This window comes from Phocaeicola sartorii JCM 17136 = DSM 21941 (genome assembly GCF_054653615.1).
In genome coordinates, this window is sequence record NZ_BAAIFW010000006.1 from 863,138 (window position 1) to 886,020 (window position 22,883).

Annotated in this window: 19 protein-coding genes; 10 read left to right on the top strand and 9 right to left on the bottom strand. The window is 45.0% G+C overall.

All coding sequences use genetic code 11. The features are described 5' to 3' along the window. Nucleotides 1-30 precede the first annotated feature (30 nt). Entirely contained in the window at nucleotides 31-1,293 is a 1,263-nt protein-coding gene (locus ACYQ0C_RS20540; RefSeq protein WP_016274699.1) for a peptidase U32 family protein, read from the bottom strand. A 150-nt stretch (nucleotides 1,294-1,443) separates the two neighbouring features. Between ACYQ0C_RS20540 and dusB the strand changes: the two genes are divergently transcribed. After that, a complete protein-coding gene (gene dusB, locus ACYQ0C_RS20545; protein WP_016274700.1) occupies nucleotides 1,444-2,433 on the top strand; it encodes a tRNA dihydrouridine synthase DusB in 990 nt (329 codons plus the stop codon). A gap of 67 nt (nucleotides 2,434-2,500) precedes the next feature. On the opposite strand, the gene ACYQ0C_RS20550 is transcribed toward dusB, so the two are convergent. From ACYQ0C_RS20550 to ACYQ0C_RS20565, 4 genes are all read right to left on the bottom strand, one after another. Then, nucleotides 2,501-3,355 (bottom strand): head GIN domain-containing protein, encoded by an 855-nt coding sequence (locus tag ACYQ0C_RS20550; RefSeq protein ID WP_016274701.1) that lies wholly within the window; start codon nucleotides 3,353-3,355, stop codon nucleotides 2,501-2,503. 176 nt (nucleotides 3,356-3,531) lie between these two features. Next, nucleotides 3,532-4,509: a phosphatase PAP2 family protein gene (locus ACYQ0C_RS20555; protein WP_016274702.1), complete on the bottom strand. Its 978-nt coding sequence runs from the start codon at nucleotides 4,507-4,509 to the stop codon at nucleotides 3,532-3,534. Further along, nucleotides 4,500-5,546: an NAD-dependent epimerase/dehydratase family protein gene (locus ACYQ0C_RS20560; RefSeq protein ID WP_016274703.1), complete on the bottom strand. Its 1,047-nt coding sequence runs from the start codon at nucleotides 5,544-5,546 to the stop codon at nucleotides 4,500-4,502. The genes ACYQ0C_RS20555 and ACYQ0C_RS20560 overlap by 10 nt, the downstream gene beginning before the upstream one ends. 10 nt (nucleotides 5,547-5,556) lie before the next feature. Next, nucleotides 5,557-6,459: a cation diffusion facilitator family transporter gene (locus ACYQ0C_RS20565; protein WP_025018403.1), complete on the bottom strand. Its 903-nt coding sequence runs from the start codon at nucleotides 6,457-6,459 to the stop codon at nucleotides 5,557-5,559. Between the two features lie 130 nt (nucleotides 6,460-6,589). Between ACYQ0C_RS20565 and rnr the strand changes: the two genes are divergently transcribed. Next, entirely contained in the window at nucleotides 6,590-8,737 is a 2,148-nt protein-coding gene (gene rnr, locus ACYQ0C_RS20570; protein ID WP_016274705.1) for a ribonuclease R, read from the top strand. 62 nt (nucleotides 8,738-8,799) lie between these two features. Here the strand turns inward: rnr and ACYQ0C_RS20575 are convergent, their stop codons facing one another. Next, nucleotides 8,800-8,928, bottom strand: coding sequence for a hypothetical protein (locus ACYQ0C_RS20575; RefSeq protein WP_016274706.1), 129 nt, complete (start codon nucleotides 8,926-8,928; stop codon nucleotides 8,800-8,802). A 109-nt stretch (nucleotides 8,929-9,037) separates the two neighbouring features. Between ACYQ0C_RS20575 and ACYQ0C_RS20580 the strand changes: the two genes are divergently transcribed. Continuing rightward, nucleotides 9,038-9,946, top strand: a complete 909-nt coding sequence (locus tag ACYQ0C_RS20580; protein ID WP_016274707.1) for a serine O-acetyltransferase — start codon at nucleotides 9,038-9,040, stop codon at nucleotides 9,944-9,946. A gap of 62 nt (nucleotides 9,947-10,008) precedes the next feature. Here the strand turns inward: ACYQ0C_RS20580 and ACYQ0C_RS20585 are convergent, their stop codons facing one another. Beyond that, entirely contained in the window at nucleotides 10,009-10,485 is a 477-nt protein-coding gene (locus ACYQ0C_RS20585; RefSeq protein WP_016274708.1) for a Dps family protein, read from the bottom strand. A gap of 125 nt (nucleotides 10,486-10,610) precedes the next feature. Here ACYQ0C_RS20585 and ACYQ0C_RS20590 point away from each other — a divergent pair, with 125 nt between their 5' ends. Continuing rightward, nucleotides 10,611-11,537: a hydrogen peroxide-inducible genes activator gene (locus tag ACYQ0C_RS20590; protein ID WP_016274709.1), complete on the top strand. Its 927-nt coding sequence runs from the start codon at nucleotides 10,611-10,613 to the stop codon at nucleotides 11,535-11,537. 812 nt (nucleotides 11,538-12,349) lie between these two features. Here the strand turns inward: ACYQ0C_RS20590 and ACYQ0C_RS20595 are convergent. Beyond that, on the bottom strand, nucleotides 12,350-12,547 hold the full coding sequence (locus tag ACYQ0C_RS20595) for a hypothetical protein (RefSeq protein WP_016274710.1): 198 nt from the start codon (nucleotides 12,545-12,547) through the stop codon (nucleotides 12,350-12,352). A 108-nt stretch (nucleotides 12,548-12,655) separates the two neighbouring features. Here ACYQ0C_RS20595 and ACYQ0C_RS20600 point away from each other — a divergent pair, with 108 nt between their 5' ends. Genes ACYQ0C_RS20600 through mnmC2 form a run of 6 tightly spaced genes read left to right on the top strand, consistent with a single transcriptional unit; the run spans nucleotide 12,656 to nucleotide 19,756 of the window. Further along, a complete protein-coding gene (locus ACYQ0C_RS20600) occupies nucleotides 12,656-14,167 on the top strand; it encodes a THUMP domain-containing class I SAM-dependent RNA methyltransferase (RefSeq protein ID WP_025018414.1) in 1,512 nt (503 codons plus the stop codon). A 6-nt stretch (nucleotides 14,168-14,173) separates the two neighbouring features. After that, the gene (locus ACYQ0C_RS20605) at nucleotides 14,174-16,387 is read left to right on the top strand and encodes a S9 family peptidase (RefSeq protein ID WP_016274712.1); all 2,214 of its coding nucleotides are present in this window, start codon (nucleotides 14,174-14,176) and stop codon (nucleotides 16,385-16,387) included. Nucleotides 16,388-16,402: 15 nt separating this feature from the next. Next, nucleotides 16,403-17,671, top strand: coding sequence for a phosphoribosylamine--glycine ligase (purD, locus tag ACYQ0C_RS20610; protein WP_016274713.1), 1,269 nt, complete (start codon nucleotides 16,403-16,405; stop codon nucleotides 17,669-17,671). 48 nt (nucleotides 17,672-17,719) lie between these two features. Then, nucleotides 17,720-18,625, top strand: coding sequence for a hypothetical protein (locus tag ACYQ0C_RS20615; RefSeq protein ID WP_016274714.1), 906 nt, complete (start codon nucleotides 17,720-17,722; stop codon nucleotides 18,623-18,625). Next, entirely contained in the window at nucleotides 18,601-19,068 is a 468-nt protein-coding gene (locus ACYQ0C_RS20620; RefSeq protein ID WP_016274715.1) for a YqaA family protein, read from the top strand. The genes ACYQ0C_RS20615 and ACYQ0C_RS20620 overlap by 25 nt, the downstream gene beginning before the upstream one ends. A gap of 4 nt (nucleotides 19,069-19,072) precedes the next feature. Further along, a complete protein-coding gene (mnmC2, locus tag ACYQ0C_RS20625) occupies nucleotides 19,073-19,756 on the top strand; it encodes a tRNA (5-methylaminomethyl-2-thiouridine)(34)-methyltransferase MnmC2 (RefSeq protein ID WP_016274716.1) in 684 nt (227 codons plus the stop codon). 288 nt (nucleotides 19,757-20,044) lie between these two features. Here the strand turns inward: mnmC2 and ACYQ0C_RS20630 are convergent, their stop codons facing one another. After that, entirely contained in the window at nucleotides 20,045-22,873 is a 2,829-nt protein-coding gene (locus ACYQ0C_RS20630; RefSeq protein WP_016274717.1) for a PL29 family lyase N-terminal domain-containing protein, read from the bottom strand. Nucleotides 22,874-22,883 lie beyond the last annotated feature (10 nt).

Sequence of the window (22,883 nt, forward strand, 5' to 3'; positions counted from 1 at the left end):
CAAAGATATGAATTTTAAACGAAATCCGTTCTATTTCTTCTTCAAGTCTTCCGGAGAGACCAATTTATAGAGCTTGTCACTGGGACGTACCTTTTCGGGAACTTTAAAGGACACATGCTGGCCTTTCCTTACCGCATCCACCGGTTTCAGATCCACACGCGCCTCATCCAATGTCAGGAACACCGCTCCTGTAGTAGGGCCTGTGATCAGAAGTTTATCCCCTGCTTTCATCTCAGCGGCTTCCACCAGGAACTCGGCCACACCGATATTGGAGAAATACTTGATTCCCCTGCCCACATACACTTTGCGCTCAGTAGCCTCCGAACCATAGTTCTTGCTCCATTCGCCCAAGCGCTGTCCCAAATAATATCCATTCCAGAATCCGCGATTGAACACAGTCTTCAGCCGTTCATCCCAAACCTGCTTCTTCTCCTCGGTAAAGGTACCCTCCAGATAAGAGTGGATGGCCTCTTTGTAACATTCCACCACGGTACGTACATACTCGGGCCCCCGGGCGCGCCCCTCAATTTTGAAGACACGCACGCCTGCCTCTATCATCTCATCCATAAAATGGATCGTTTTCAAGTCTTTAGGAGACATGATGTATTTATTGTCCACTTCCAGCTCGATGTCACTCTCTCTGTCTTTCACATCGTATGCACGACGGCATATCTGCATGCAAGCCCCCCGGTTGGCGGAAGCATTCATCTCATGCAAGCTGAGGTAGCACTTGCCCGACACTGCCATACAAAGCGCTCCGTGGCAGAACATCTCGATACGGACCAACTTTCCGTCCGGACCTTTAATTTGTTCTTTCTGGATCGTATCATAAATCACCCGCACCTGCTTCAAATTCAATTCACGTGCCAACACCACCACATCAGCAAAGCGAGCATAAAATTTCAACGCTTCAGCATTGCTGATATTCAACTGGGTGGAAAGGTGTACCTCCTGCCCCACCTCGCAACAATAAGCCATTACCGCCACATCCGCAGCAATCACGGCACTGATGCCTGCCTCTTTGGCCGCATCCACAATGGTACGCATCAAGGCAATATCTTCATCATAAATAATGGTATTGATCGTAAGATAGCTCTTGATGCCATGTTCATCACAGATCTGAGCTATCTCGCGTAAGTCATTGACGGTAAATGTACTGGCAGAACGTGCGCGCATATTCAAACTCTCAATTCCAAAGTAAATAGAATCCGCGCCTGCCTGTATGGCCGCCGCCAGCGACTCACGTGAGCCCACAGGAGCCATTATTTCAAAGTCTTTTATAGAAGCTTTCATTATTCTTTTGATTAATGTGTGTGCAAAGGTAGGCTTTTTTCCGTATTTTTGCAGCTAGATTTCACCACAGATTACACAGATTCACACAGATTATAGATTAACGCCCGGATGAATCTGCTCTTTCTGTGACAAAAAGATAAACATAGAATTATGAAGATTAGAAATATAGACTTGGGTAAACACCCCATTTTACTGGCTCCGATGGAGGACGTGACCGATCCTGCTTTCCGCCTGATGTGCAAAAAATTTGGTGCGGACATGGTATATACCGAATTTGTTTCGGCTGATGCGTTGATACGCTCGGTAGGCAAAACCATGCAGAAACTGAATATCAATGATGAAGAACGTCCTGTAGCGATCCAGATTTATGGCAGAGACGTGGAAACAATGGTGGAAGCCGCTAAAATAGTGGAAGAAGCACATCCAGATATCTTAGATATTAATTTTGGCTGTCCTGTAAAGCGTGTGGCAGGCAAAGGGGCCGGCGCAGGTATGCTGCAAAATATCCCGCTGATGCTGGAGATTACCCGTGCTGTTGTGGATGCAGTAAAAATTCCCGTTAGCGTAAAGACACGTCTGGGCTGGGACAATGATCACAAAATCATAGTAGATCTGGCCGAACAATTACAAGACTGCGGCATTGAAGCACTGACCGTTCACGGACGTACCCGCGCACAAATGTACACCGGTGAAGCGGATTGGAGTTTAATAGGGGAAGTAAAAAAGAATCCCCGTATGCATATCCCCGTCATTGGAAACGGAGATATAACTACACCGCAACGTGCCAAGGAATGTTTTGATCTGTATGGAGTGGATGCTATCATGATTGGCCGGGCCAGCTTCGGACGTCCCTGGATATTCAAGGAAGTAAAACATTATATGGAAACCGGTGAGGAACTCCCTGCCCTTTCTTTCAACTGGCGGCTGAATGTGCTCCGCCAGGAAGTACTGGACAGTGTGAATCTGCTCGACGAACGTCGTGGCATTCTTCATGTACGCCGTCATCTGGCTGCTTCCCCCTTATTTAAAGGTATCCCCAACTTCAAAGAAACACGTATCGCCATGCTCCGTGCCGAAACAGTAAAAGAACTCTTCAGCATTCTGGACTACATAAAAGGGAATTACGGGATGACTGAATAATTTGTCAATGTGCCGATTGGCTGCGCTGTGTTACGCATGGCAATTGGCACATCGACAAATCAGCACATTATTCATTTATTTTACGCAGCCCCCTTTTGGGAGAGAAATTAATGTCTTTAGGATTGCCTTTATAAGCCACCTCACCACTACTGGATGCTTTCGCTGTCAGCGAGCCGGTCACATAACACTCCACATCACCAGAGGAACTGGCACTGGCAGACACATTTACCGCCTTCATCCCTTTTGCCTTTACATCCCCGCTGCTACTGGCTCTATAAGAAGCGTTCTCACAACTGCCAACCAAAACAACATCTCCGGAGGAACTGGCATCAGCAGATACATTGGCAGCGTTCAGATTCTTGATCGATACATCACCGGAACTACTGGCATCAGCAGAGAAATTCGTACAAGACACCTTTTCCAAAACCACATCACCCGAACTATTAGCGGTAGCCACGAAATCATCGCAAGAAACAGCACCGCCTGTCACATCACCACTGCTGCTGGCCTTGACCGTAACCTTTCCGTTTGTTTTCAGTCCGTTCTTTATAATAATGTCACCGGAACTGGAAGCTTTCAGACTGTTCACAGCCGGAGCAGAAACTCTTACTTCCTTTTTATGTTTCCCGTTTATTGAAAAATTGTTTCCCGGCGATTTAAAACCGACCTTAAGTACTCCGCCCTCCACACGTACATCAATATAATCCACCAGATTGTCCGGAGCATATATTTCCACATGTTGTCCACCGGAGCTTTGAGTATAGATTACATCCACCGAAGAACTGGTGGAAATAGCATTAAAACTACCCACATTCACTTTCCTGGTAACATAGTTCTTACTAGGAATTATTCTCTCCGCACATGCTGTCACCGACACTAACATGAGGGTTACCGCCATTAAAGTTGATACTAAATTTCTCATATTGCTTCTGTTTTTATTTATTAGACGTTATTTACAGGCCAAACGTTGCAGTGTTTGCCCACTATTTTAAAAGCAATATTCATGCCAAGGGAATTTACCATTGACAATCAGCACTATAGAAAAAGGCAGGGTGTCCGTAAATGGACACCCTGTACGTTTTTATATGCTTTTCAAGACTATTTCAGCACAAGTTGGAAGACTACCGATGCAAACCAACGCTTATACATATAAGTAGCCAAAATATAAATACATACCGCCGAAATCCAGCCGGCAATAACATCAATCAAATAATGAGCCTGGATATAGACTGTAGCACAACACAGAAGTACATAGAACGGTGCCAGGAAATAACACAGTTTCTTATTCACACGATAGGCCATAATCATCACAATGGTAGATATACCGACATGTGAGCTGGGGAAAGCAGCCGTGGGCCGTTCACCCACTTCCTGTGAGGCCTCCACCAGATTAAAGAAGAAACCGTGATCAAAACCGGGACCGGGCAACAGGATGTCATTGTTATTAAAATAATCACCGATAGCCGGGAAATGCTGCGCCATCACATTGTCCATCCCGATAGCCGGAAAATAAAATTGCGGACCGGCAACCGGAACCAATATATATATAAGGTAATAGATGAAAAACGAAGTGACCAGCACAAACGACGCTTTCTCGAACCACTCAAAACGGAACAGAAAATAATAGATAGTCACTATTCCGATCATCGGGTAATAAGCAAAATACCCCATATTGAACGGCTCACTGAACCATACGGAAGGAAAATGCTCACTAAATTCCACCGAAGGCTGGCAACGGAACAAAAACTGCTCCGCCGAAGCGAAGAAATTATCCAGATTGGGGAAAAGGCGGTTAAACTCAAAGGTATCGGGATACCAATACGCCAAAAATGCCATTTGCACAGCCATCCGTATAAACGCCGTCAGTTTACACGGATACTTGTGATACAGGTATATCAATGCAAACGTAATGACCACAATGCCCGCACGCTCCGAAAGCATCATTACAGGGTGGTCCATACGAGGAAATAATATTAAAACCATTATGGTCGTGAGGGCATTATATATCAGACTAATGCTCTCTACGGCAAACAATCCTTTCACACTGTCTACCCGTTTGAATAAATTTAAAGCCATCCTTCTTTCTTATACCATGCAATGATTTCCTTTACTCCCCTGTCTAAAGGGTACTCCGGACGATATCCCAGTTCTTCCACCAAGGGTGAAATATCGCATTGCCAATTACGTTGTTTCATTATTTTATATTTGTCAGCATTCAGCGTACTTACCTTTCCCAGGCAACGCGCTGAAAATTCAGCGAGCAAAGATACAACTTTTAAAATAAATAACGGGCATTTAATGTGTATAACCCACGGATTACCAAGTTCTTTTTGTATCAAATCAGAGAAAGCACGGCTGGAATAGACATTTCCGTCACTCACAAAATAGGCGCGCTGCCTCACTCCATGTTCTATCGCCAAATAAACAGCCTGCACCAAATCTTTCACGTAAATAAAGGTAAGATCCTGCCTTTTAAACCCGGGAGCAAAGTCTATATGCTGCTTGATGGACTTCGCCATCAGGAAATAATCGCGTTCGCGAGGCCCATAGACACCCGTAGGACGGAAAATCACTGCCGGAAAATCATCCAATGACTGCAAGTAATGTTCCGACTTCAGCTTACTGACCCCGTATGCCGTATTGGGCATTGCCGTATCACGCTCACTGATGGGCGCATAATTATCTTCATGGACAGGGCCGAAAATACTAAGCGAACTGATATAGACAAATTGCCGGGGAACCATATCCAAGGTTCTCAAAGCTTCTACAAAATTACGGGTATAGACATAATTACCTTTGTCGAATTCGTCTTTATGAAGACATTTAGTGACACCGGCACAATGAATGATGTAATCCCATCCCTCATGCGATTGTTTATGAACAGCCAATTGCTCCATCAACCTTCCGGGATGGGCAAAATCCAATTCGGCAAATTGAATGCGAGGATCTTTCAAATAGGTACGACTGCTGCTTTTACGTACACCAGCCCATACCTGCATGCCTCTTTCCAGTCCTCCCTCCACCAGGAAACTGCCAATAAATCCGCTTGCTCCGGTTACCAGCACTTTCTTTAATTGACAAGTGTTCTTTTGTGCAAATTCTTCGTTATTCATTCTTCGTATTTTATTTCACCGGTTCCACATGAATACCCACATGAGTATCCTCTCCAAACTTTTCTTTCAATCTATGTTCAATGCCGGTTGCTGTCTCGTGCGCTTTATGCAGAGAAATGTTCCCGTCCATGCGTATATGAATCTCTATAGCATAATTGTTTCCGATACGTCGCGTGCGCAAATGATGCGGCTCGCTGACTCCGTCAAAAGATAACACAATCCGCTCTATCTCACGTTCCACACTGTCCGGCAAAGACTTTTCCAACAATTCATCCAGACAAGGAATCAGCAGCTGAATGGAAACCCGCATAATAAAGAAACTGACTATCACAGCGGCAATAGGATCAAGTACCGCCCAATGAGGGCCAAGCAAAATCGCTCCGCCAATGCCGGCAGCCGTTCCGACGGATGACAATGCATCGCTTCTATGATGCCATGCATTCGCCACAACAGCCTGCGAGTGGCATCTTTTTCCTACTCTGACCGTATATTGATAAAGTATCTCCTTCAACAAAATAGAAATAATGGCAGCAATCAATGCCAACATGCCCGGCTGACGAAGCTCCCCGCCTCGCAGAAAAGCCAATATTTCTGTTGCTCCATTCCACAATATTCCAAACCCGACCCCCAGTAACGCCATACCAATCAAAGCAGTAGCCAATGTCTCATATTTCCCATGACCATAATCATGGCTTTTATCTACAGGTTTATTGGATATGCGCACGAAAAGAATCACCACTACGTCCGTAATGAAGTCAGAAAGAGAATGAACAGCATCCGCCAACATGGCGGCGCTATGCCCCGCTATTCCGGCAAGAAATTTAAAAATAACCAGCAAGAAATTAACAAAACTCCCCACTAGTGTAACTTTATAAATTTCTTTTTCCCTGATTTTCTTATCAAATTCAGTCATAACAATTGTTTTAGAACGGACAAAGATAGCATGTTTCATTTAGATTCAACCAAATTTAATGTATCTATTGAACCGCTATTCCAATTATTTTGTTTACTTTGTAGCACATAATACATTAATATATCCCCTTATGGCTAAAAAGAAAGAAAAAAAAGCAGGGAAACGTATGAAAAAAAGCGAAATGTCTGAACGACTGATCAGCTTATTCCACACAAAACCAAACGAAACATTCAGCCTGAAACAATTATCAAACAGTCTGAACCTCACGACACATCCGCTTAAAATGCTTTGTGCCGACATCATTGCTGAAATGATTGAGGATGATTTTCTGCAGGAAGTGGAAAAAGGACACTACAAACTGAACGATCACGGTCTGATTATGACCGGAGTCTTTCAGCGTAAAAGCAACGGCAAGAACTCCTTCATCCCCGATGATGGTGGAGAAACAATTTTCATAGCCGAACGTAATTCGGCACATGCCATGAATAATGACAAAGTAAAAATCGCCTTATTTGCCAAACGCAAGAACCGGAATCCGGAAGGTGAAGTGATAGAAATCCTGGAACGTGCCAACGATACCTTTGTCGGTACACTGAAAGTGGAAAAATTCTATGCCTTCCTGCTGACCGAGAACCGCACCCTGGCAAACGATATTTTTATCCCGAAAGACAAGCTGAAAGGCGGAAAGAACGGAGACAAAGCGGTTGTGAAAATTGTAGAATGGCCCGAAGAAGCAAAGAATCCGATCGGACAAGTGATTGATATTTTGGGAAAAGCAGGAGAAAACACGACCGAGATGCATGCCATTCTGGCTGAATTCGGCTTACCTTACGTATATCCCAAGAATGTAGAGACCGCCGCCGAAAAAATTCCGGCAGAGATTAACGAAGCGGACTATGCGGAACGTGAAGATTTCCGCAATGTCACAACTTTCACCATTGACCCAAAAGATGCCAAGGACTTTGATGACGCACTTTCTATCCGCCTCATCAAACCGGGATTATGGGAAGTAGGCGTGCACATTGCCGACGTTACTCACTATGTAAAAGAAGGAAGTGTCATCGACAAAGAAGCCGAAAAACGCGCTACTTCTGTTTATCTGGTAGATCGCACCATCCCGATGCTGCCCGAACGGCTGTGCAACTTCATCTGTTCCCTCCGCCCTGACGAAGAAAAACTGGCATTCTCCGTCATTTTCGACATGAACGAAAAGGGAGAGGTAAAAGACTCGCGCATCGTGCACACCGTTATAAAGAGCGACCGCCGTTTCACCTATGAAGAGGCGCAAAAAGTGATTGAAACGGGTGAGGGCGACTACAAAGAAGAAATACTGGAGTTGAACAAGCTGGCACAAATCCTGCGTAAACAAAGATTGGCCGCCGGCGCTATTGACTTTGACCGCGTAGAAGTGAAATTTGAGATAGACGAAACCGGCAAACCGCTCAGCGTTTACTTCAAAGAATCCAAAGAAGCGAATAAACTGATTGAAGAGTTTATGTTATTGGCCAACCGTACGGTGGCCGAAAAGATCGGTAAAGTACCTAAAAACAAAAAAGCCAAAGTATTCCCTTATCGTATCCACGACCTTCCGGACCCCGATAAACTGGAGAACCTGAACTGGTTTATCAATCGCTTCGGATATAAGATACGTACCTCGGGTACCAAAACCGAGGTATCCAAATCCATCAATCGTTTACTGGACGACATAAAGAACAAGAAAGAACAGAATTTGGTAGAAACCGTATCCTTGCGTGCCATGCAAAAAGCCCGTTATTCCACTCATAATATCGGTCACTACGGTCTGGCGTTCGACTATTATACCCACTTCACCTCACCTATCCGCCGTTTCCCGGATATGATGGTGCACCGTCTGCTCACCCGCTATCTGGCAGGAGGACGTACGGCACAGGAAACGAAATACGAAGAACTGTGCGACCATAGTTCTGAGATGGAGCAAATCGCTGCCAACGCAGAACGTGCGTCTGTAAAATACAAACAAGTAGAGTTTATGAGCGAACGTCTGGGCATGGAGTTCGATGGTGTCATTTCCGGAGTTACCGAATGGGGACTTTATGTAGAACTGAATGAGAACAAGTGTGAAGGTATGATTCCCATGCGTGACCTTGGTGACGATTATTATGATTTCGATGAAAAGAACTATTGTCTGACAGGCCGCCGGCATCACAAGAAATTCAGTTTGGGAGATCCGGTTACGATTAAAGTAGCCCGCGCCAATCTGGAGAAAAAACAACTTGATTTCGCTTTGATCGAAAAATAAAGATTCATATCCTGTTGCAGGGGCGGATAAAGCCTGCCCCTGCAACCCAATTACAGTTTCATTTACTTCACCCTTCTATTCAATTGGTTATTCGCTTTATCCGGCTTGGATTTGCCTACCCGTTTACCACCCGTCTTCTTTTTCATTTCCTGTTTCGCCTTAAAGGCAAATGGATTCTTCTTATTTACCATAAATATGCTCTTTTTTCTGCAAAAATAAAGGATTAAAGTCAATATTCATTCTATTTATTGGCAATAATATAGAATTTACTTACTTTTGTCCTTCTAAAACATTCTGTTCATGACTACATTCAATTACACGAGCATATTAACGCAGGCAGTAGATGAATTATCTGACAGCCAGTCCTATAAAGGATTATTCCACCAACACAAAGATGGAGATCCCTTACCCTCTGCCAAGTCTCTATACAAGATCGTAGAACTGGCACGCGCCATTCTCTTCCCGGGATACTTCGGAAATTCCACCGTCAACAGCCACACCATCAACTACCATATCGGGGTAAATGTAGAAAACCTGTTCGGCCTGCTGACTGAACAAATCCTGGCAGGACTCTGTTTCGGACAGGAAAATAATAAAAATGCAACCGGTGACAATGAACCATGCAGAGAAACAGCCACCTTACTGGCAGCTCGTTTCATCAATAAACTGCCCGAACTCCGCCGCATTCTGGCCACCGATGTGGAAGCCGCATATTACGGTGATCCCGCTGCCACATGCTTTGGCGAAATCATCAGTTGTTACCCCGCTATCCGCGCTATCAGCAATTACCGCATCGCACACGAACTGCTAATGCTGGGAGTGCCCTTAATTCCCCGTTTCATTACAGAAATGGCACATTCGGAAACCGGCATCGACATCCATCCGGGGGCACAGATAGGACATCATTTCACGATCGACCACGGCACAGGTGTGGTCATCGGAGCAACCAGCATCATCGGAAATAATGTGAAACTCTATCAAGGAGTGACATTAGGAGCCAAGAGCTTTCCGCTAGACGACAATGGAAATCCCATTAAAGGCATTCCACGTCACCCTATTCTGGAAGATGATGTCATTGTATATTCCAACGCTACCATTCTGGGACGTGTCACCATCGGCAAAGGAGCTACCGTAGGAGGTAATATCTGGGTGACAGAGAATGTACCTGCAGGAGCACGTATCGTACAGCGGAAAACCAAAGACGAATAAAAACAGCAAAGGGATACCGGCATCCCGGTATCCCCTGCTCCTAAACTAAAGCAAATCAATGATTACTTTGAAGCGTATGCACACAACATCCACACCATTTTCTCCTGTTCTTTCAGATAGTCACTCATTACAGCTACAGTAGCCTCGTCACCAGCCTGTGAAGCGACGGCCAGAAGTTTACGCTCTTCCACAATGAAATGACTGTAAGTCTCCAGAATGTTGTTCAATGCTTCGTCACCGCTTGTAATCCCCTCTACCTCTTTTATATTCGACACTTTCAGATAATCACTGTACTTGTTCTTCGGAACGCCTCCCAGCATCAGGATACGTTCTGCCAGTTCGTCCACTTTCCCGGCTGCATTGTTATACAAATCCTCGAATTTGCTGTGCAACACAAAGAAACCGTGCCCTTTAATATTCCAGTGGAACCCACGGAGATTAGCATAAAATACTTGGTAGTCTGCCAATAATTGTTGCAATGACTCCACTACCTTTGCAGCTGCAGCTGAATCCAGTTTGATATAATTTAATGTTCTCATAATGTTCTATTTTTAAATTGATTACTTTTATTTTTTTCTCTGATGCAAAGATAATGGAGAAAGTAATGCGTGTCAAACTGATAATTTCTATCTTTGTATAGACAAAATCTATTAAGCTGAAAATTATGAACCTGCAACAACTGGAATATATCCTTGCCGTGGATGAGTTAAGGCACTTTGCCAAAGCTGCCGAATACTGTAATGTAACACAGCCCACCTTGAGCGCCATGATACAAAAGCTTGAGGATGAGCTAAACACCAAATTGTTCGATCGTACCACCCAGCCCGTCCAACCCACACTGACAGGACGGAAAGTGATAGAACAAGCCAGAATAGCCTTACGGCAGACCAATCAGATAAAAGAAATAGTAAAGGAGGAAACACGTTCGGTGGAGGGTGTATTCCGCATAGGAGTCCTGCCTACAATCGCCCCCTACCTGCTGCCCCGTTTCTTTCCCGAACTGATGGAAGAATACCCTTCCCTGGACATCAGAGTTACGGAAATGAAAACGCAGGAATGCCTGGAAGCACTGAAAGGAGGCGTTCTGGAAGCTGTCCTCATTGCCGGAGCAGCAGAAGGAGACCATTTCCATTCCATCCCTCTTTATTATGAATCTTTCTTAGGATACGTTTCAAAGCACAACGCACTCTTCAAAAAAGAAATGATCCGTTCCAGCGAAGTCAACGGTGAACAGTTGTGGCTATTGGACGAAGGGCATTGTTTCCGCGACCAACTGATGCGTTTCTGCCAACTGGAAGCTGCCAAATCCTGCCAGATCGCATACCGGCTGGGAAGCATGGAAACTTTCATGCGCATGGTAGAGAGCGGCAAAGGCATTACATTCATTCCCGAACTGGCCGTCTTGCAACTCAATGACGAGCAAAAAAGGCTGGTACGTCCGTTTGCCATGCCACGCCCCACACGGAGAATCTACCTGGTGACACGCACCGACTTCATCCGCCACACACTGCTCAATATGCTGATAGAAAAAATCAAAGCCTGTGTGCCTAAGGAGATGCTGACGTTACAGAACGGACAGAAAGTGGTATGATGGCCGACTTTTCATAAAACAGGTATTCTTGCAGCTCCCCAAAAGTAAATTAATTCACTTGTCACAGGTAGTTAATGTCCATGACTCCGATACCCATAATTTCCAATCCAGGGATGATTATCTGTTCATTCACATGTAGGGATGCTGGAAGTATCTTCATTTTAAACGCCTCAGCGATAAAAACCGGCTGCTCCTTTTCTCCTTTCATCTACCGTTGAAACGCCCTGTCCATGGGTGTTCCGGTTATGAAAGGACTCCTGTCATTGCCCTGCCACTGTCCTTTCAGCCTCCTTTCACACACTCTTCATGTGTACACAGTGCGTATTCCTGATTTAGGTTGTGAAAGGAGACAAACATACGGCTGAAACGGAAGTGAGGGGAAGTGGTTTCAGTTTTAACCGGCAGATTGTCTGTGGGTATTACATAAAATGAAAGGGTGACGGGAGAAAGGGGGATGTTGACTTAGCGGGGGAATGCGATGAACAAGCTAGGTTTGTTCACTGAACAGGCTAGGTCTGTTCACGAAACATGCTGGCGTGTTTAAAAAACGTATAGTTGTTTTTAAAAAAGATGAAGATCTATTTTTAAAAGATGAAGATCTATTTTTAAAAGATGAAGATCTATTTTTAAAAGATGAAGATCTATCTTAAAAACATAAAGGCGTATTTTAACGACTCCGCACCCAGCTCCATTAAATCTTGCATCAAGTTCCATTTAATCTTGCATCAAGTTCCATCGCATCCTGCCCCAAGTTTCATTGCACTTTGTACCAAGTTCCATGCCATATTACCTCCCTCTTGACAAACGCCTTTTTATGTTGTGCATTTGTGTTCCTCTTTAAAGTTCCGGTAAAAACCGACCGAAGTATTGCTGTCATAATAGAGGCTGCAACCCAGATAGAACAATTGCCATTCGTATTTTTCGCCTCCATCATGCCTTTTGAGATAAGATTCCGGACCACCCGGGTAGATAAAAGAAGCCCACGAAGAAGCTGAAAGTCCCGGTTTCATCCTCTTTTTCACTGTATCAGACAGATTAATCCCCTAAATAATTGATTAGCAAACGGAAAATCACTAAATTTGTCCCATCAATTGAAATTACGTAATTATCATTATAAGATGAAGGAAGAATTCGAGCTAATCGCCAAGACTTTCCAGGGACTGGAAGAAGTGCTGGCAAAAGAACTCACCGAGCTGGGAGCCAGCAACATAGAAATAGGAAGACGCATGGTAGCCTTTACAGGCGATAAAGAGATGATGTATAAGGCAAATTTCTGCCTACGCACCGCCATCCGCATCCTAAAACCCATCAAACATTTTGAGGCGAAGAATGCCGACGAAGTTTACGAAGCGATTAAAGCCATCGCATGGGAAGACTTTTTGGATAAAGATAAAAGTTTTGCCATAGACGCTGTGGTTTTCTCGAACGAATTCCGTCACTCCAAGTTCGTGGCCTACAAGGTGAAAGATGCCATTGTGGACTATTTCCGTGAAAAGACGGGAGACCGCCCCTCTGTACGCATCAACCATCCGGATGTGGCACTGAACATCCATATAGCCGAGGATAAATGTACCCTGTCACTAGACAGCTCGGGTGAGTCACTTCACCGCCGGGGATATCGCCAGGAAGCCGTAGAAGCTCCTTTGAATGAGGTACTGGCAGCCGGTATGATCCTGATGACCGGGTGGAAAGGCGAGTGTGACTTGATAGACCCGATGTGCGGTTCGGGAACAATTCCTATCGAAGCCGCCCTGATAGCACGCAACATCGCTCCCGGCGTATTCCGCAAGGAGTTCGCTTTTGAAAAATGGAACGATTTCGACCAGGAGCTGTTTGACCGCATCTATAACGACGACTCACAGGAGCGTGAGTTCACACATCGGATTTTTGGATATGACAATAATCCGAAGGCAAATGAAATCGCCACTCACAATGTGAAAGCAGCCGGACTGAGCAAGGAGATCATCTTGAAGATCCAGCCGTTCCAGCAATTTGAGCAACCCAAAGAAAAAAGCCTCATCATCACCAATCCTCCTTACGGCGAACGTATCTCGACCAACGACCTGCTGGGCCTGTACCAAATGATAGGTGAACGCCTGAAACACTCTTTCACCGGCAATGACGCATGGATACTAAGTTATCGTGAAGAATGTTTTGACCAGATCGGCTTGAAGCCTTCTATAAAAATACCTCTGTTCAACGGTGCATTGGAATGTGAGTTCCGCAAATATCAGTTGTTCGACGGTAAATACAAAGAGTTCCGCAGCGAGAATGCAGACCAGGAATTCAAACCCAACCGGGAGGAAACCCGTCCGCGACGCAACACGGAGAGAGTAGAATATGGAGAACGTAGAGAACGCCGTAGTTTCGATGACAGACGTGAAGGACGCGGAGAATACAAAGGAGGAGAACGCAGAGAGCGCCGTGGTTTTGACGACAGACGGGAGGGACGCGGAGAATTCAAAGGAGGAGAGCGCAGAGAAAGACGCTATTTTGATGACAAACGGGAGGGACGCGGTGATTCCAGAAGAGGAGAGCACCGTAACTTTGGTGACAGACGTGAAGGACGCGATGATTTCAAAAGCAGACCCCGTAAATTTGATGACAATAAGGAAAAGACAGAAGAATAAACAGTTATGAGAAAATTAATCAATCTGATTGCCTTATTAATCATGATTTCATCTGTAACATGGGCACAAGACAAGAAAAGTTTCACCCTGGAGGACTTGATGCCGGGAGGAAACAATTACTATAACCTGCTACCACAGAATCTGTATGGTTTGCAATGGTGGGGGGATGTATGCATCAACGCCGACATAGAAGAGGTAAAAACCATCCATCCGACAAATGGAAAGGAAAACATACTGATCACTTTGCAGGAAGTGAATGAACTGTTGGCAAACAAGGAATTAGGGAAAATCAACCACTTCAGAAATGCATCTTTCCCCTACGCTGAAAAGATGATATTGGTAAATACCACTTCCAACAAAGTGCTGATTGACTTAGCCCAAAAAGAAATAGTATGGAGCCAGCCTCTTCCTCCTAAAGCCGCCAACCAGGACTGGAGCAAGGAAAGTCGTTCACTGGCTTATACCCTTGGCAACAATCTGTTTGTAACGACTGCCGACGGGAAAACACAACAAGTCACCGACGAACCGAAAGGCATCGTATGCGGGCAAAGTGTACACCGTCAGGAATTTGGTATCTCGAAAGGTACTTTCTGGAGTCCGAAAGGAAATCTGCTTGCTTTCTACCGTATGGACGAAAGCATGGTAACCGATTATCCACAAGTAAACACCTCCACCCGCATAGCGACACTGGAGCCGGACAAGTATCCGATGGCAGGAATGACCAGCCACAAAGTAACTGTCGGCATCTACCATCCGGCTACCCAAAAAACAGTTTATCTGAAAGCCGGTGACCCTACCGACCGTTATTTCACCAATATCAGCTGGAGTCCTGACGAAAAAAGCGTTTATGTCATCGAACTGAACCGTGACCAGAACCATGCCCTGCTATGCTGCTATGATGCGGAAACAGGAAAGCCGCTGAAAAGTACCCCCCTTTACGAAGAGGAGCATACTAAATATGTAGAACCTCAACATCCCATCGTCTTTCTGCCTTGGGACCACACGAAGTTCATCTATCAGAGCCAACGCGACGGCTATAACCATCTTTACCTGATGGACACCCAGACTTCCGTATCTCCGGAATCACATGGAGCTGCAGCCGGAGGTTCTTACCGGGAAAGCTACAAGACCAGACAGCTTACCCAAGGCGACTGGGTGGTGCAAAACATCCTCGGCTTCAACGAAAAGACCAAGGAAGTTATCATCATGAGCACAGAGGTTTCCCCTTTGCAAAGCAACGCATACGCTGTGAATGTAAAGACAGGCAAACGCCGCCTCATCGGCAATAAAGACGGTATGCATCATGTACAACTGTCCGGCAGCGGCAACTATGTGATAGACAACTATACTTCTTTCACCATTCCCCGGAATATCGAGATCGTTCCCACTTCCGGAAAGGGAAAGACTGTCAGCCTGCTGACCGCCACCAATCCGATGGAAGCATATAATATGCCCGAAATCACTGTCGGTACCCTCAAGGCTGCCGACGGCAAGACCGACTTATACTACCGCCTGATAAAACCGGTGAATTTTGACCCAAACAAAAAATACCCGGCCGTAGTCTACGTGTATGGCGGCCCGCACGCCCAGCTAATCCACAACAACCGCAACTATGACGCCCGCGGATGGGACATTTACATGGCGCAACTGGGCTACGTCATGCTGACCGTCGACAACAGGGGCAGTGACAACCGGGGACTGGAATTTGAGAACTGTACGTTCCGCCAATTGGGAACCGAAGAGATGAAAGACCAGGTAAAAGGAGTGGATTTCTTAAAATCACTGGGTTATGTGGACAATAACCGCATTGGCGTACACGGTTGGAGCTTCGGTGGCTTCATGACTACCAACTTGATGCTGACTTACCCCGAACTATTCAAAGTAGGAGTAGCCGGCGGTCCTGTCATCGACTGGGCTTACTACGAAGTAATGTACGGCGAACGCTACATGGATACTCCACAAACCAACCCCGAAGGCTACAAGAACGCCAACCTGAAGCTGAGAGCCGGAAACCTGAAAGGACGCCTGGAAGTGATCATCGGTGCCAACGACCCCACTTGTGTCCCCCAGCACAGCATCAGTTTCCTCCGTGCCTGCATTGATGCCGGAACCCAGCCCGACTTCTTTATGTATCCGGGCGACGGCCATAATATGTTCGGACGCGACCGTGTACATTTGTACGAACGCATTACACGCTATTTTGAAGACCATTTAAAATAAACAAAAGATAAGATTATGAAACTGTTGCTATTAGGCTCAGGCGGACGTGAACACGCCCTGGCATGGAAGATTGCTCAAAGCCCCAAAATTGAGAAACTATATATCGCACCGGGAAACGCCGGAACAAGTAATGTAGGCGAGAATGTAGCGATTAAAGCAGACGACTTTACAGCAATCAGAGAGTTTGTAGTAAAGAATAATATAGAAATGGTAGTGGTAGGTCCCGAAGACCCGTTAGTCAAAGGAATCTATGACTATTTCAAAAAAGATGAAGCGCTGAAAAACATTCCTGTTATCGGGCCTTCAAAAGCGGGTGCGGTACTGGAAGGAAGCAAGGAGTTCGCCAAAGGCTTCATGCAACGCCACAACATTCCGACAGCCGGTTACAAAAGTATCACTGCCGCAAATTTGGAAGAAGGATTAGCCTTTCTGGAAACATTGGAAGCTCCATACGTACTGAAAGCCGACGGTCTTTGCGCCGGAAAAGGCGTACTGATTCTTCCCACCTTGGAAGAAGCCAAGAAAGAATTGAAAGAAATGCTGAGCGGAATGTTCGGTGATGCTTCCGCCACCGTAGTGATTGAAGAATTCCTGAGCGGTATAGAATGTTCCGTATTCGTTCTGACCGATGGAAAGAACTACAAGATTCTGCCCGAAGCAAAAGACTACAAACGCATCGGCGAAGGCGACAAAGGGTTGAACACCGGTGGTATGGGCAGTGTTTCTCCTGTTCCGTTTGCCGACAAAGCATGGATGAAAAAAGTGGAAGAACGTATCATCCGCCCCACCGTGGAAGGACTGGCGGCAGAAGGCATCGACTATAAAGGCTTTATCTTCTTCGGCCTGATTAATGTAAAGGGCGAACCGATGGTCATTGAATACAATGTACGCATGGGCGACCCGGAAACGGAAAGTGTCATGCTACGCATCAAGAGTGACCTGGTGGAACTGCTTGAAGGAGTGGCAGCAGGCAATCTGGATGAAAAAGTCTTAGAGATAGACCCCCGTTCGGCAGTATGCGTCATGCTGGTATCCGGCGGATATCCGGAACATTACGACAAGGGATTTGCCATCAGCGGAGTAGAAGAGATTGAAAACAGCATTGTATTCCATGCAGGAACAGCACTGAAAGACGGTCAGGTAGTCACTAGCGGCGGACGTGTCATTGCAGTCAGCTCCTACGGCGCCAATAAAGAAGAAGCCTTGGCACAATCATTCGCCAATGCGAAGAAAATCAATTTCGACAAGAAATATTTCCGTTCTGATATTGGATTCGACCTGTAATCAGCGGACTATCAACCCATGGCAGGCTATGACAAATTCCAGACAGATATGGCAAAGGGAAGATTCACCTTCCCTGCTGCCATCCTTATATGCCTGTTTCTCCGGATCATCACCGGCAACGAATGGCAGGATGCAATCAACTTACTGGTCTGTGCCTTGACAGCTTACCTGCTGATCGAGATAAACACCGCCTTCACGCTGATACGGACACGCAGTACCTTGCATGTCAGCTTTTACGTAATCCTGTCCACAGCCTGCCTGTTTCTGCATTCCTTCCAGTATGCCGTTTTTGTGCCGCTCGCCTTTCTGGCCGCTATTTTCCAATTATTCAGCAGCTACGAATCCCCCCATCCGGCAGGAAGCATATTCCATGCTTTCTTTTTCATCGGTCTGGGAAGCTTGCTGTTTCCACAGCTGCTTTATTTTGTGCCGCTGTTCTATTTGGGAATGATCAGTTTCAGATCCCTGTCACTCAAAAGCTTCTTTGCCGGGCTTATAGGACTCTGTGTGCCCTACTGGCTCTTTTTCGGCTATGCGTTCTATTACGACAAAATGAATCTCTTTTATCACCCTTTACAGGAACTTATTCATTTTCAGTCCATCAGTTATGAGTCATTGGGACAGGACAGAATCATATCCTGCGGAATCATCACCCTGATATCGCTGGTCAGCAGCGTGCATTATTTTCATGTATCTTATCTGGATAAGGTACGCACACGTATATTCCTTTTTTTCCTGATTACCGTTGAAGCCTGGATTTATTTACTGGGTATCTTGCAGCCACAACATTTCGACCTCCTGCTACAGATGCAGATCATTGCAGGATCTATTTTAACAGGGCATTTATTTACTTTAACCCACAACCGCTTTACCGGCATCTTTTTCATCATTACATTTGTTCTATTAATAGTTCTAACTATATACAATTTATGGATGCAATTCTTCAATTCCTGATTGACTGGGGATACTGGGGCCTTTTCTTGGGCTCATTTATAGCCGGAAGTGTCCTCCCGTTCAGTTCGGAGGCCGTATTGGCAGCTTGTGTCGGTCCGCTGGGTCTGGACCCGGTGATCAGTATAGCCGCCGCCACCGCCGGCAATGTTGCCGGAGGCATGACCTGCTACTGGATGGGACATCTGGGCAATATGGAATGGATCGAGAAATATTTTCATGTAAAAAAAGAGAAGATGGATCGTGCGGAGCGGTTTGTACACGGACGGGGTGCCTGGATGGCCTTCTTTGCCTTTATCCCTATTTTGGGAAGTGCCATATCCATTGTATTGGGCATGATGCGTGCCAATATATGGATTGTCATTCTCGCCATGACCATCGGAAAGATACTCCGCTACGCCTTATTGGTATGGGGGGTATTGGAAGCCTCCGCTTTAATACATTAAAATGATGAAACTGGAACAAACAGCAGATGGAAGTTATACGCTCTATGTACCCGAACTGGACGAGCATTATCATTCGGTAAAAGGGGCACTGACGGAGTCACAACATATCTTTATCGAAATGGGGTTAAAGCATTCTCCCGCTTCCGACCCCCACATTCTGGAGATAGGACTGGGAACAGGCCTGAATGCCTTTCTGACACTGCTTTCGGCAGAAGAAACCCGGCGGAAAGTACATTATACAGGTATCGAACGCTATCCGTTAGCCGAAGAGACCTTGAAACAACTGGACTATCCCCGCCTGATCGGCAAACAGCATGAGGAGGATTATTACGCCATCCATCGGGCGCCCTGGAATGCAGAAACAGAGATATCCCCTTGGTTCACATTACATAAAATTGAAGACGATTTTACCCGGCTTTTCAACTCTGCGGAAGGCAGCCGTCCTGCCGTTCCCTTATACGATATCATCTACTTTGATGCCTTCGCCCCCGAAAAACAGCCCGAGATGTGGGAGCAGTCTCTGTTCGATACGTTATACAAGGTATTGAATGACGGAGGTATCCTGACAACCTACTGTGCCAAAGGGGTGGTAAGAAGGATGCTGCAAACAGCCGGATTCACAGTAGAACGCCTTCCCGGCCCTCCGGGAGGAAAACGCGAAATACTGCGGGCAACCAAGTCTGATTAGACTATCAAGGCAAAAACGGATGAGAGGTCAAGTCTTACCTAAAAGCAGTCTCACTATGAGATGGCTTCCGTTGCATACATAAAGAAATCTCCGACTTATCACAAGCCAGAGATTCCGCTTTATAAATTTAAAGTTTTTATTATATAAGATTCTCCCACCGGAGAAAGTCTTATCTTGTTGAAAAAATGAACTTTATCTGAATTGGGATTGTATCGTTTCCTGATAAATTCATTTGTTTAGAAGGAACCGCTTCCCCCCACGAGAGGGAAGCAGTTTTTTTAACCAAGTTTATTTTGCAGCCTTAACAACTACTTTCAGAGTCTTAGTTACACCGAACACATCTTTCAGTTTGAATTCGATAGTAACAGGTTCTGTAGTTCCAATGCTAGAAGGCAACTGGATCATGATACCACCAGGAACAGCAGCATAGCCTTGAGCCTTGATAGCTTCGTTAGCATTAAGATCTGTAACGATAACATTTGTTGCACTGGTAGCACCCGGTACCCAAGCTCTAGTCTTGGTGTTAGTATTAGTTTCGAATGTAGCATTAGTGTCGACCGCACCTACAGAAACAGGGATAGCAACTTTGTTACCGTTCTTGTAATAGTATGCAGATGCATTAGCATTAGCCAGCGTGAAGTTTGTAGCGAATCCTTCAGTACCTTCTTCAAATCCTTGACGGAGGTTCATATCAGAACGCTTGTCTACATTGCCGTCAGCCTTAACACCGTCGAACAGATAGAATGTATCATCCAAAGCATCCACCAAAGTAAAGTCAGCATCTGTCAGAACTACTTCACGAGTTACATTGTTAGAAGTAAATTCTTTCTTAGCTTCTACCTTCTTAGCGTCACCCAGCAAGCTAGCGAATCTCAGAGTAAAGTCTGATACTTGTTCTTTAGTTGCAGGATATACTCCGTAGAACTTGTAATCTGCTATGATATTGAATGCATAATCCTCGTCATTTACATATCCAGCATAAGCCCAAGTATTCCATTCAGCAGCCTTGCTTGAATAAACAATGTCCGTAAGTGATACATTTTCTAATAATTCATAGTTACGACCCAAGAATTTAGCATTGTACATTCTCAGAATTGCATCGTCTTCGTATGCATTACTCAATGTATAATATCTAGCACTTGGACCAAATTTGCTATATTGTGTAGCGTATGCAGTAGTGAATGCTTCATAGAACGGAACATACATATAGTTTTCATTTACCAAGTCACCATAGATGCTCAATACATTCTTCTTGTCATTCCAGATAGCCTTTTCACCGTTTACACGAGTGATATCCAAAGTAGGCTGAGTGAATTCGAACGGCAGGATGATAGAAGCAACAGGAGTCTTAGTATCCTCATCATTAACAGTAACTGTCAACTGATATGCCTTATTCAGTTTGTAATTGTAATACAAGTCAGCATTTACATAGAAACTGAATGTTACTGTGTTCTTCTTAACATCAAAGACAGGAGTACATGCCAGTGTATTGTTGTTTTCCCACCAAGTATTCCATTCAGCACCGTCTTCACCACCAATCAAATCCATTTTATAAGAATGAGATGCAATAGCACTCTTCCATACAGCTTTTTCTACATCTGACATATCGCTCAACAATGTTGTCAAATCGTATGCCTTAGTAGTCAATACATAATTATTTGTATAGTTTTTGTTGGCATCCAAGATTACTGTAGCATCCATCGGAGTGTACAGACGTTCCAAAGTAATTTCATGAGCATTTGCCATTTCTTCACGCTGATAAGCTAAGAAGTGAGGAGCATCTTTATCACCTTGTACGATAGTACCGTCCATCAAAATGTAGTTGTAAACAAACTCAATGGAGTTATTTACACCTGTCTCTCTTGTGAACTTGAAGCTATGACCTTCTTTATCTATTTCCACACCATACAACTGTGCGTTCTTCAAATTCTTGGCAGATTGTTCCAAAGTAATCCAGTAGTCATATACAGCAGCTGCATCTACAGACGGAGAAATATAAGAAACAATAGGAGTATAATCTACATTAACTGCACAATTTTCCAAAGATTTCAAACCTACATAAACTTCGCCAATCTTCTTCAACTGAGCACTCAAATCATACGGAGTCTTGATTGTTGTTTCATTCAAAGTAGCAGTCAGAGACAAGGCATGTTTTGCACCGTCATTAGCCTTGAACAACAGATAGTTCTTCGTTCTGGCATCGTCAATGTTTTCATAACGGACAAAGTCATGAGGCAATACCCATACTGCATTTTCAGAAGTAGCTCTAGTCAATACATCCTTAAACGGAACAGCTTCCTTAAACGGCAATTCCGTATCCACATTGGCAGAGTTCATCAAGCTAAATGAATAAGCAGAAGCATCTGTTCCCTGAGGATTAACCACAACTTGCAAATCACGGTCAAGAGTGGTGTACAAACCTTTCTTCAAAGTCTTTTTGGCCGGTCCGTACTCAACATCTTTTTCATTGATACCATAAAGTGCACGCATCGGGTTAGCGCCATTCAAGACATCCATATAGCCCATAGTAGCACTGCTCGGGATAAAGATAGTCTGTTCATCACCATTTTCATCCTTTACAGTAATGTTCCAGCCACCTTTCACCTGTGCAGCTACCGCACCACCGGCAATATATTCTGTTTCAACGTATGCAGCCTTTTCAGCATCCCATACCATCCAGTAACCGTTTTCACTAATCTTGGCATCGTGTCCGGCAGCGGCAGCATCACCCGGTTCGCCCTGATCACCCTTGTCACCCTTATCACCTTTGGCTGGATATTCAGACTTCACACCGTCGAATGCCCAGTAACCGTCAATAATGGTCACAACCGTACCATTCTTACCGTCTTCACCCTTGTCACCTTTGATAGTCTCAATGGTGCTTGTAGAATTGTCACTCCAAGTTACAGTGATACCGTCACCGTTCTTCACTACGTTGGTAACATACTTACCAGCGTCAACTTTTGCCTGTAAAGCTGAAAGAGCCGACTTGATATCGACCAATTCCTTGTCGATGCGGTCGATATCCTCATCATAGTCTTTACAAGACACGAATGTTCCTGTTGACGAAACCATCAAGGCTCCGAACAGAACTGCACTTAAAAACTTTTTGTTCATAAATAAAGAT

Coding starts and splice junctions, on each gene's coding strand:
- ACYQ0C_RS20620 (WP_016274715.1), top strand. CDS start 18,601: ATGGATGCAATTCTTCAATTCCTGATTGACTGGGGATACTGGGGCCTT.
- ACYQ0C_RS20600 (WP_025018414.1), top strand. CDS start 12,656: ATGAAGGAAGAATTCGAGCTAATCGCCAAGACTTTCCAGGGACTGGAA.
- ACYQ0C_RS20540 (WP_016274699.1), bottom strand. CDS start 1,293: ATGAAAGCTTCTATAAAAGACTTTGAAATAATGGCTCCTGTGGGCTCA.
- rnr (WP_016274705.1), top strand. CDS start 6,590: ATGGCTAAAAAGAAAGAAAAAAAAGCAGGGAAACGTATGAAAAAAAGC.
- ACYQ0C_RS20555 (WP_016274702.1), bottom strand. CDS start 4,509: ATGGCTTTAAATTTATTCAAACGGGTAGACAGTGTGAAAGGATTGTTT.
- ACYQ0C_RS20615 (WP_016274714.1), top strand. CDS start 17,720: ATGGCAAAGGGAAGATTCACCTTCCCTGCTGCCATCCTTATATGCCTG.
- mnmC2 (WP_016274716.1), top strand. CDS start 19,073: ATGAAACTGGAACAAACAGCAGATGGAAGTTATACGCTCTATGTACCC.
- ACYQ0C_RS20595 (WP_016274710.1), bottom strand. CDS start 12,547: ATGAAACCGGGACTTTCAGCTTCTTCGTGGGCTTCTTTTATCTACCCG.
- ACYQ0C_RS20560 (WP_016274703.1), bottom strand. CDS start 5,546: ATGAATAACGAAGAATTTGCACAAAAGAACACTTGTCAATTAAAGAAA.
- ACYQ0C_RS20630 (WP_016274717.1), bottom strand. CDS start 22,873: ATGAACAAAAAGTTTTTAAGTGCAGTTCTGTTCGGAGCCTTGATGGTT.
- ACYQ0C_RS20565 (WP_025018403.1), bottom strand. CDS start 6,459: ATGACTGAATTTGATAAGAAAATCAGGGAAAAAGAAATTTATAAAGTT.
- dusB (WP_016274700.1), top strand. CDS start 1,444: ATGAAGATTAGAAATATAGACTTGGGTAAACACCCCATTTTACTGGCT.
- ACYQ0C_RS20585 (WP_016274708.1), bottom strand. CDS start 10,485: ATGAGAACATTAAATTATATCAAACTGGATTCAGCTGCAGCTGCAAAG.
- ACYQ0C_RS20590 (WP_016274709.1), top strand. CDS start 10,611: ATGAACCTGCAACAACTGGAATATATCCTTGCCGTGGATGAGTTAAGG.
- ACYQ0C_RS20550 (WP_016274701.1), bottom strand. CDS start 3,355: ATGAGAAATTTAGTATCAACTTTAATGGCGGTAACCCTCATGTTAGTG.
- ACYQ0C_RS20580 (WP_016274707.1), top strand. CDS start 9,038: ATGACTACATTCAATTACACGAGCATATTAACGCAGGCAGTAGATGAA.
- ACYQ0C_RS20605 (WP_016274712.1), top strand. CDS start 14,174: ATGAGAAAATTAATCAATCTGATTGCCTTATTAATCATGATTTCATCT.
- purD (WP_016274713.1), top strand. CDS start 16,403: ATGAAACTGTTGCTATTAGGCTCAGGCGGACGTGAACACGCCCTGGCA.
- ACYQ0C_RS20575 (WP_016274706.1), bottom strand. CDS start 8,928: ATGGTAAATAAGAAGAATCCATTTGCCTTTAAGGCGAAACAGGAAATG.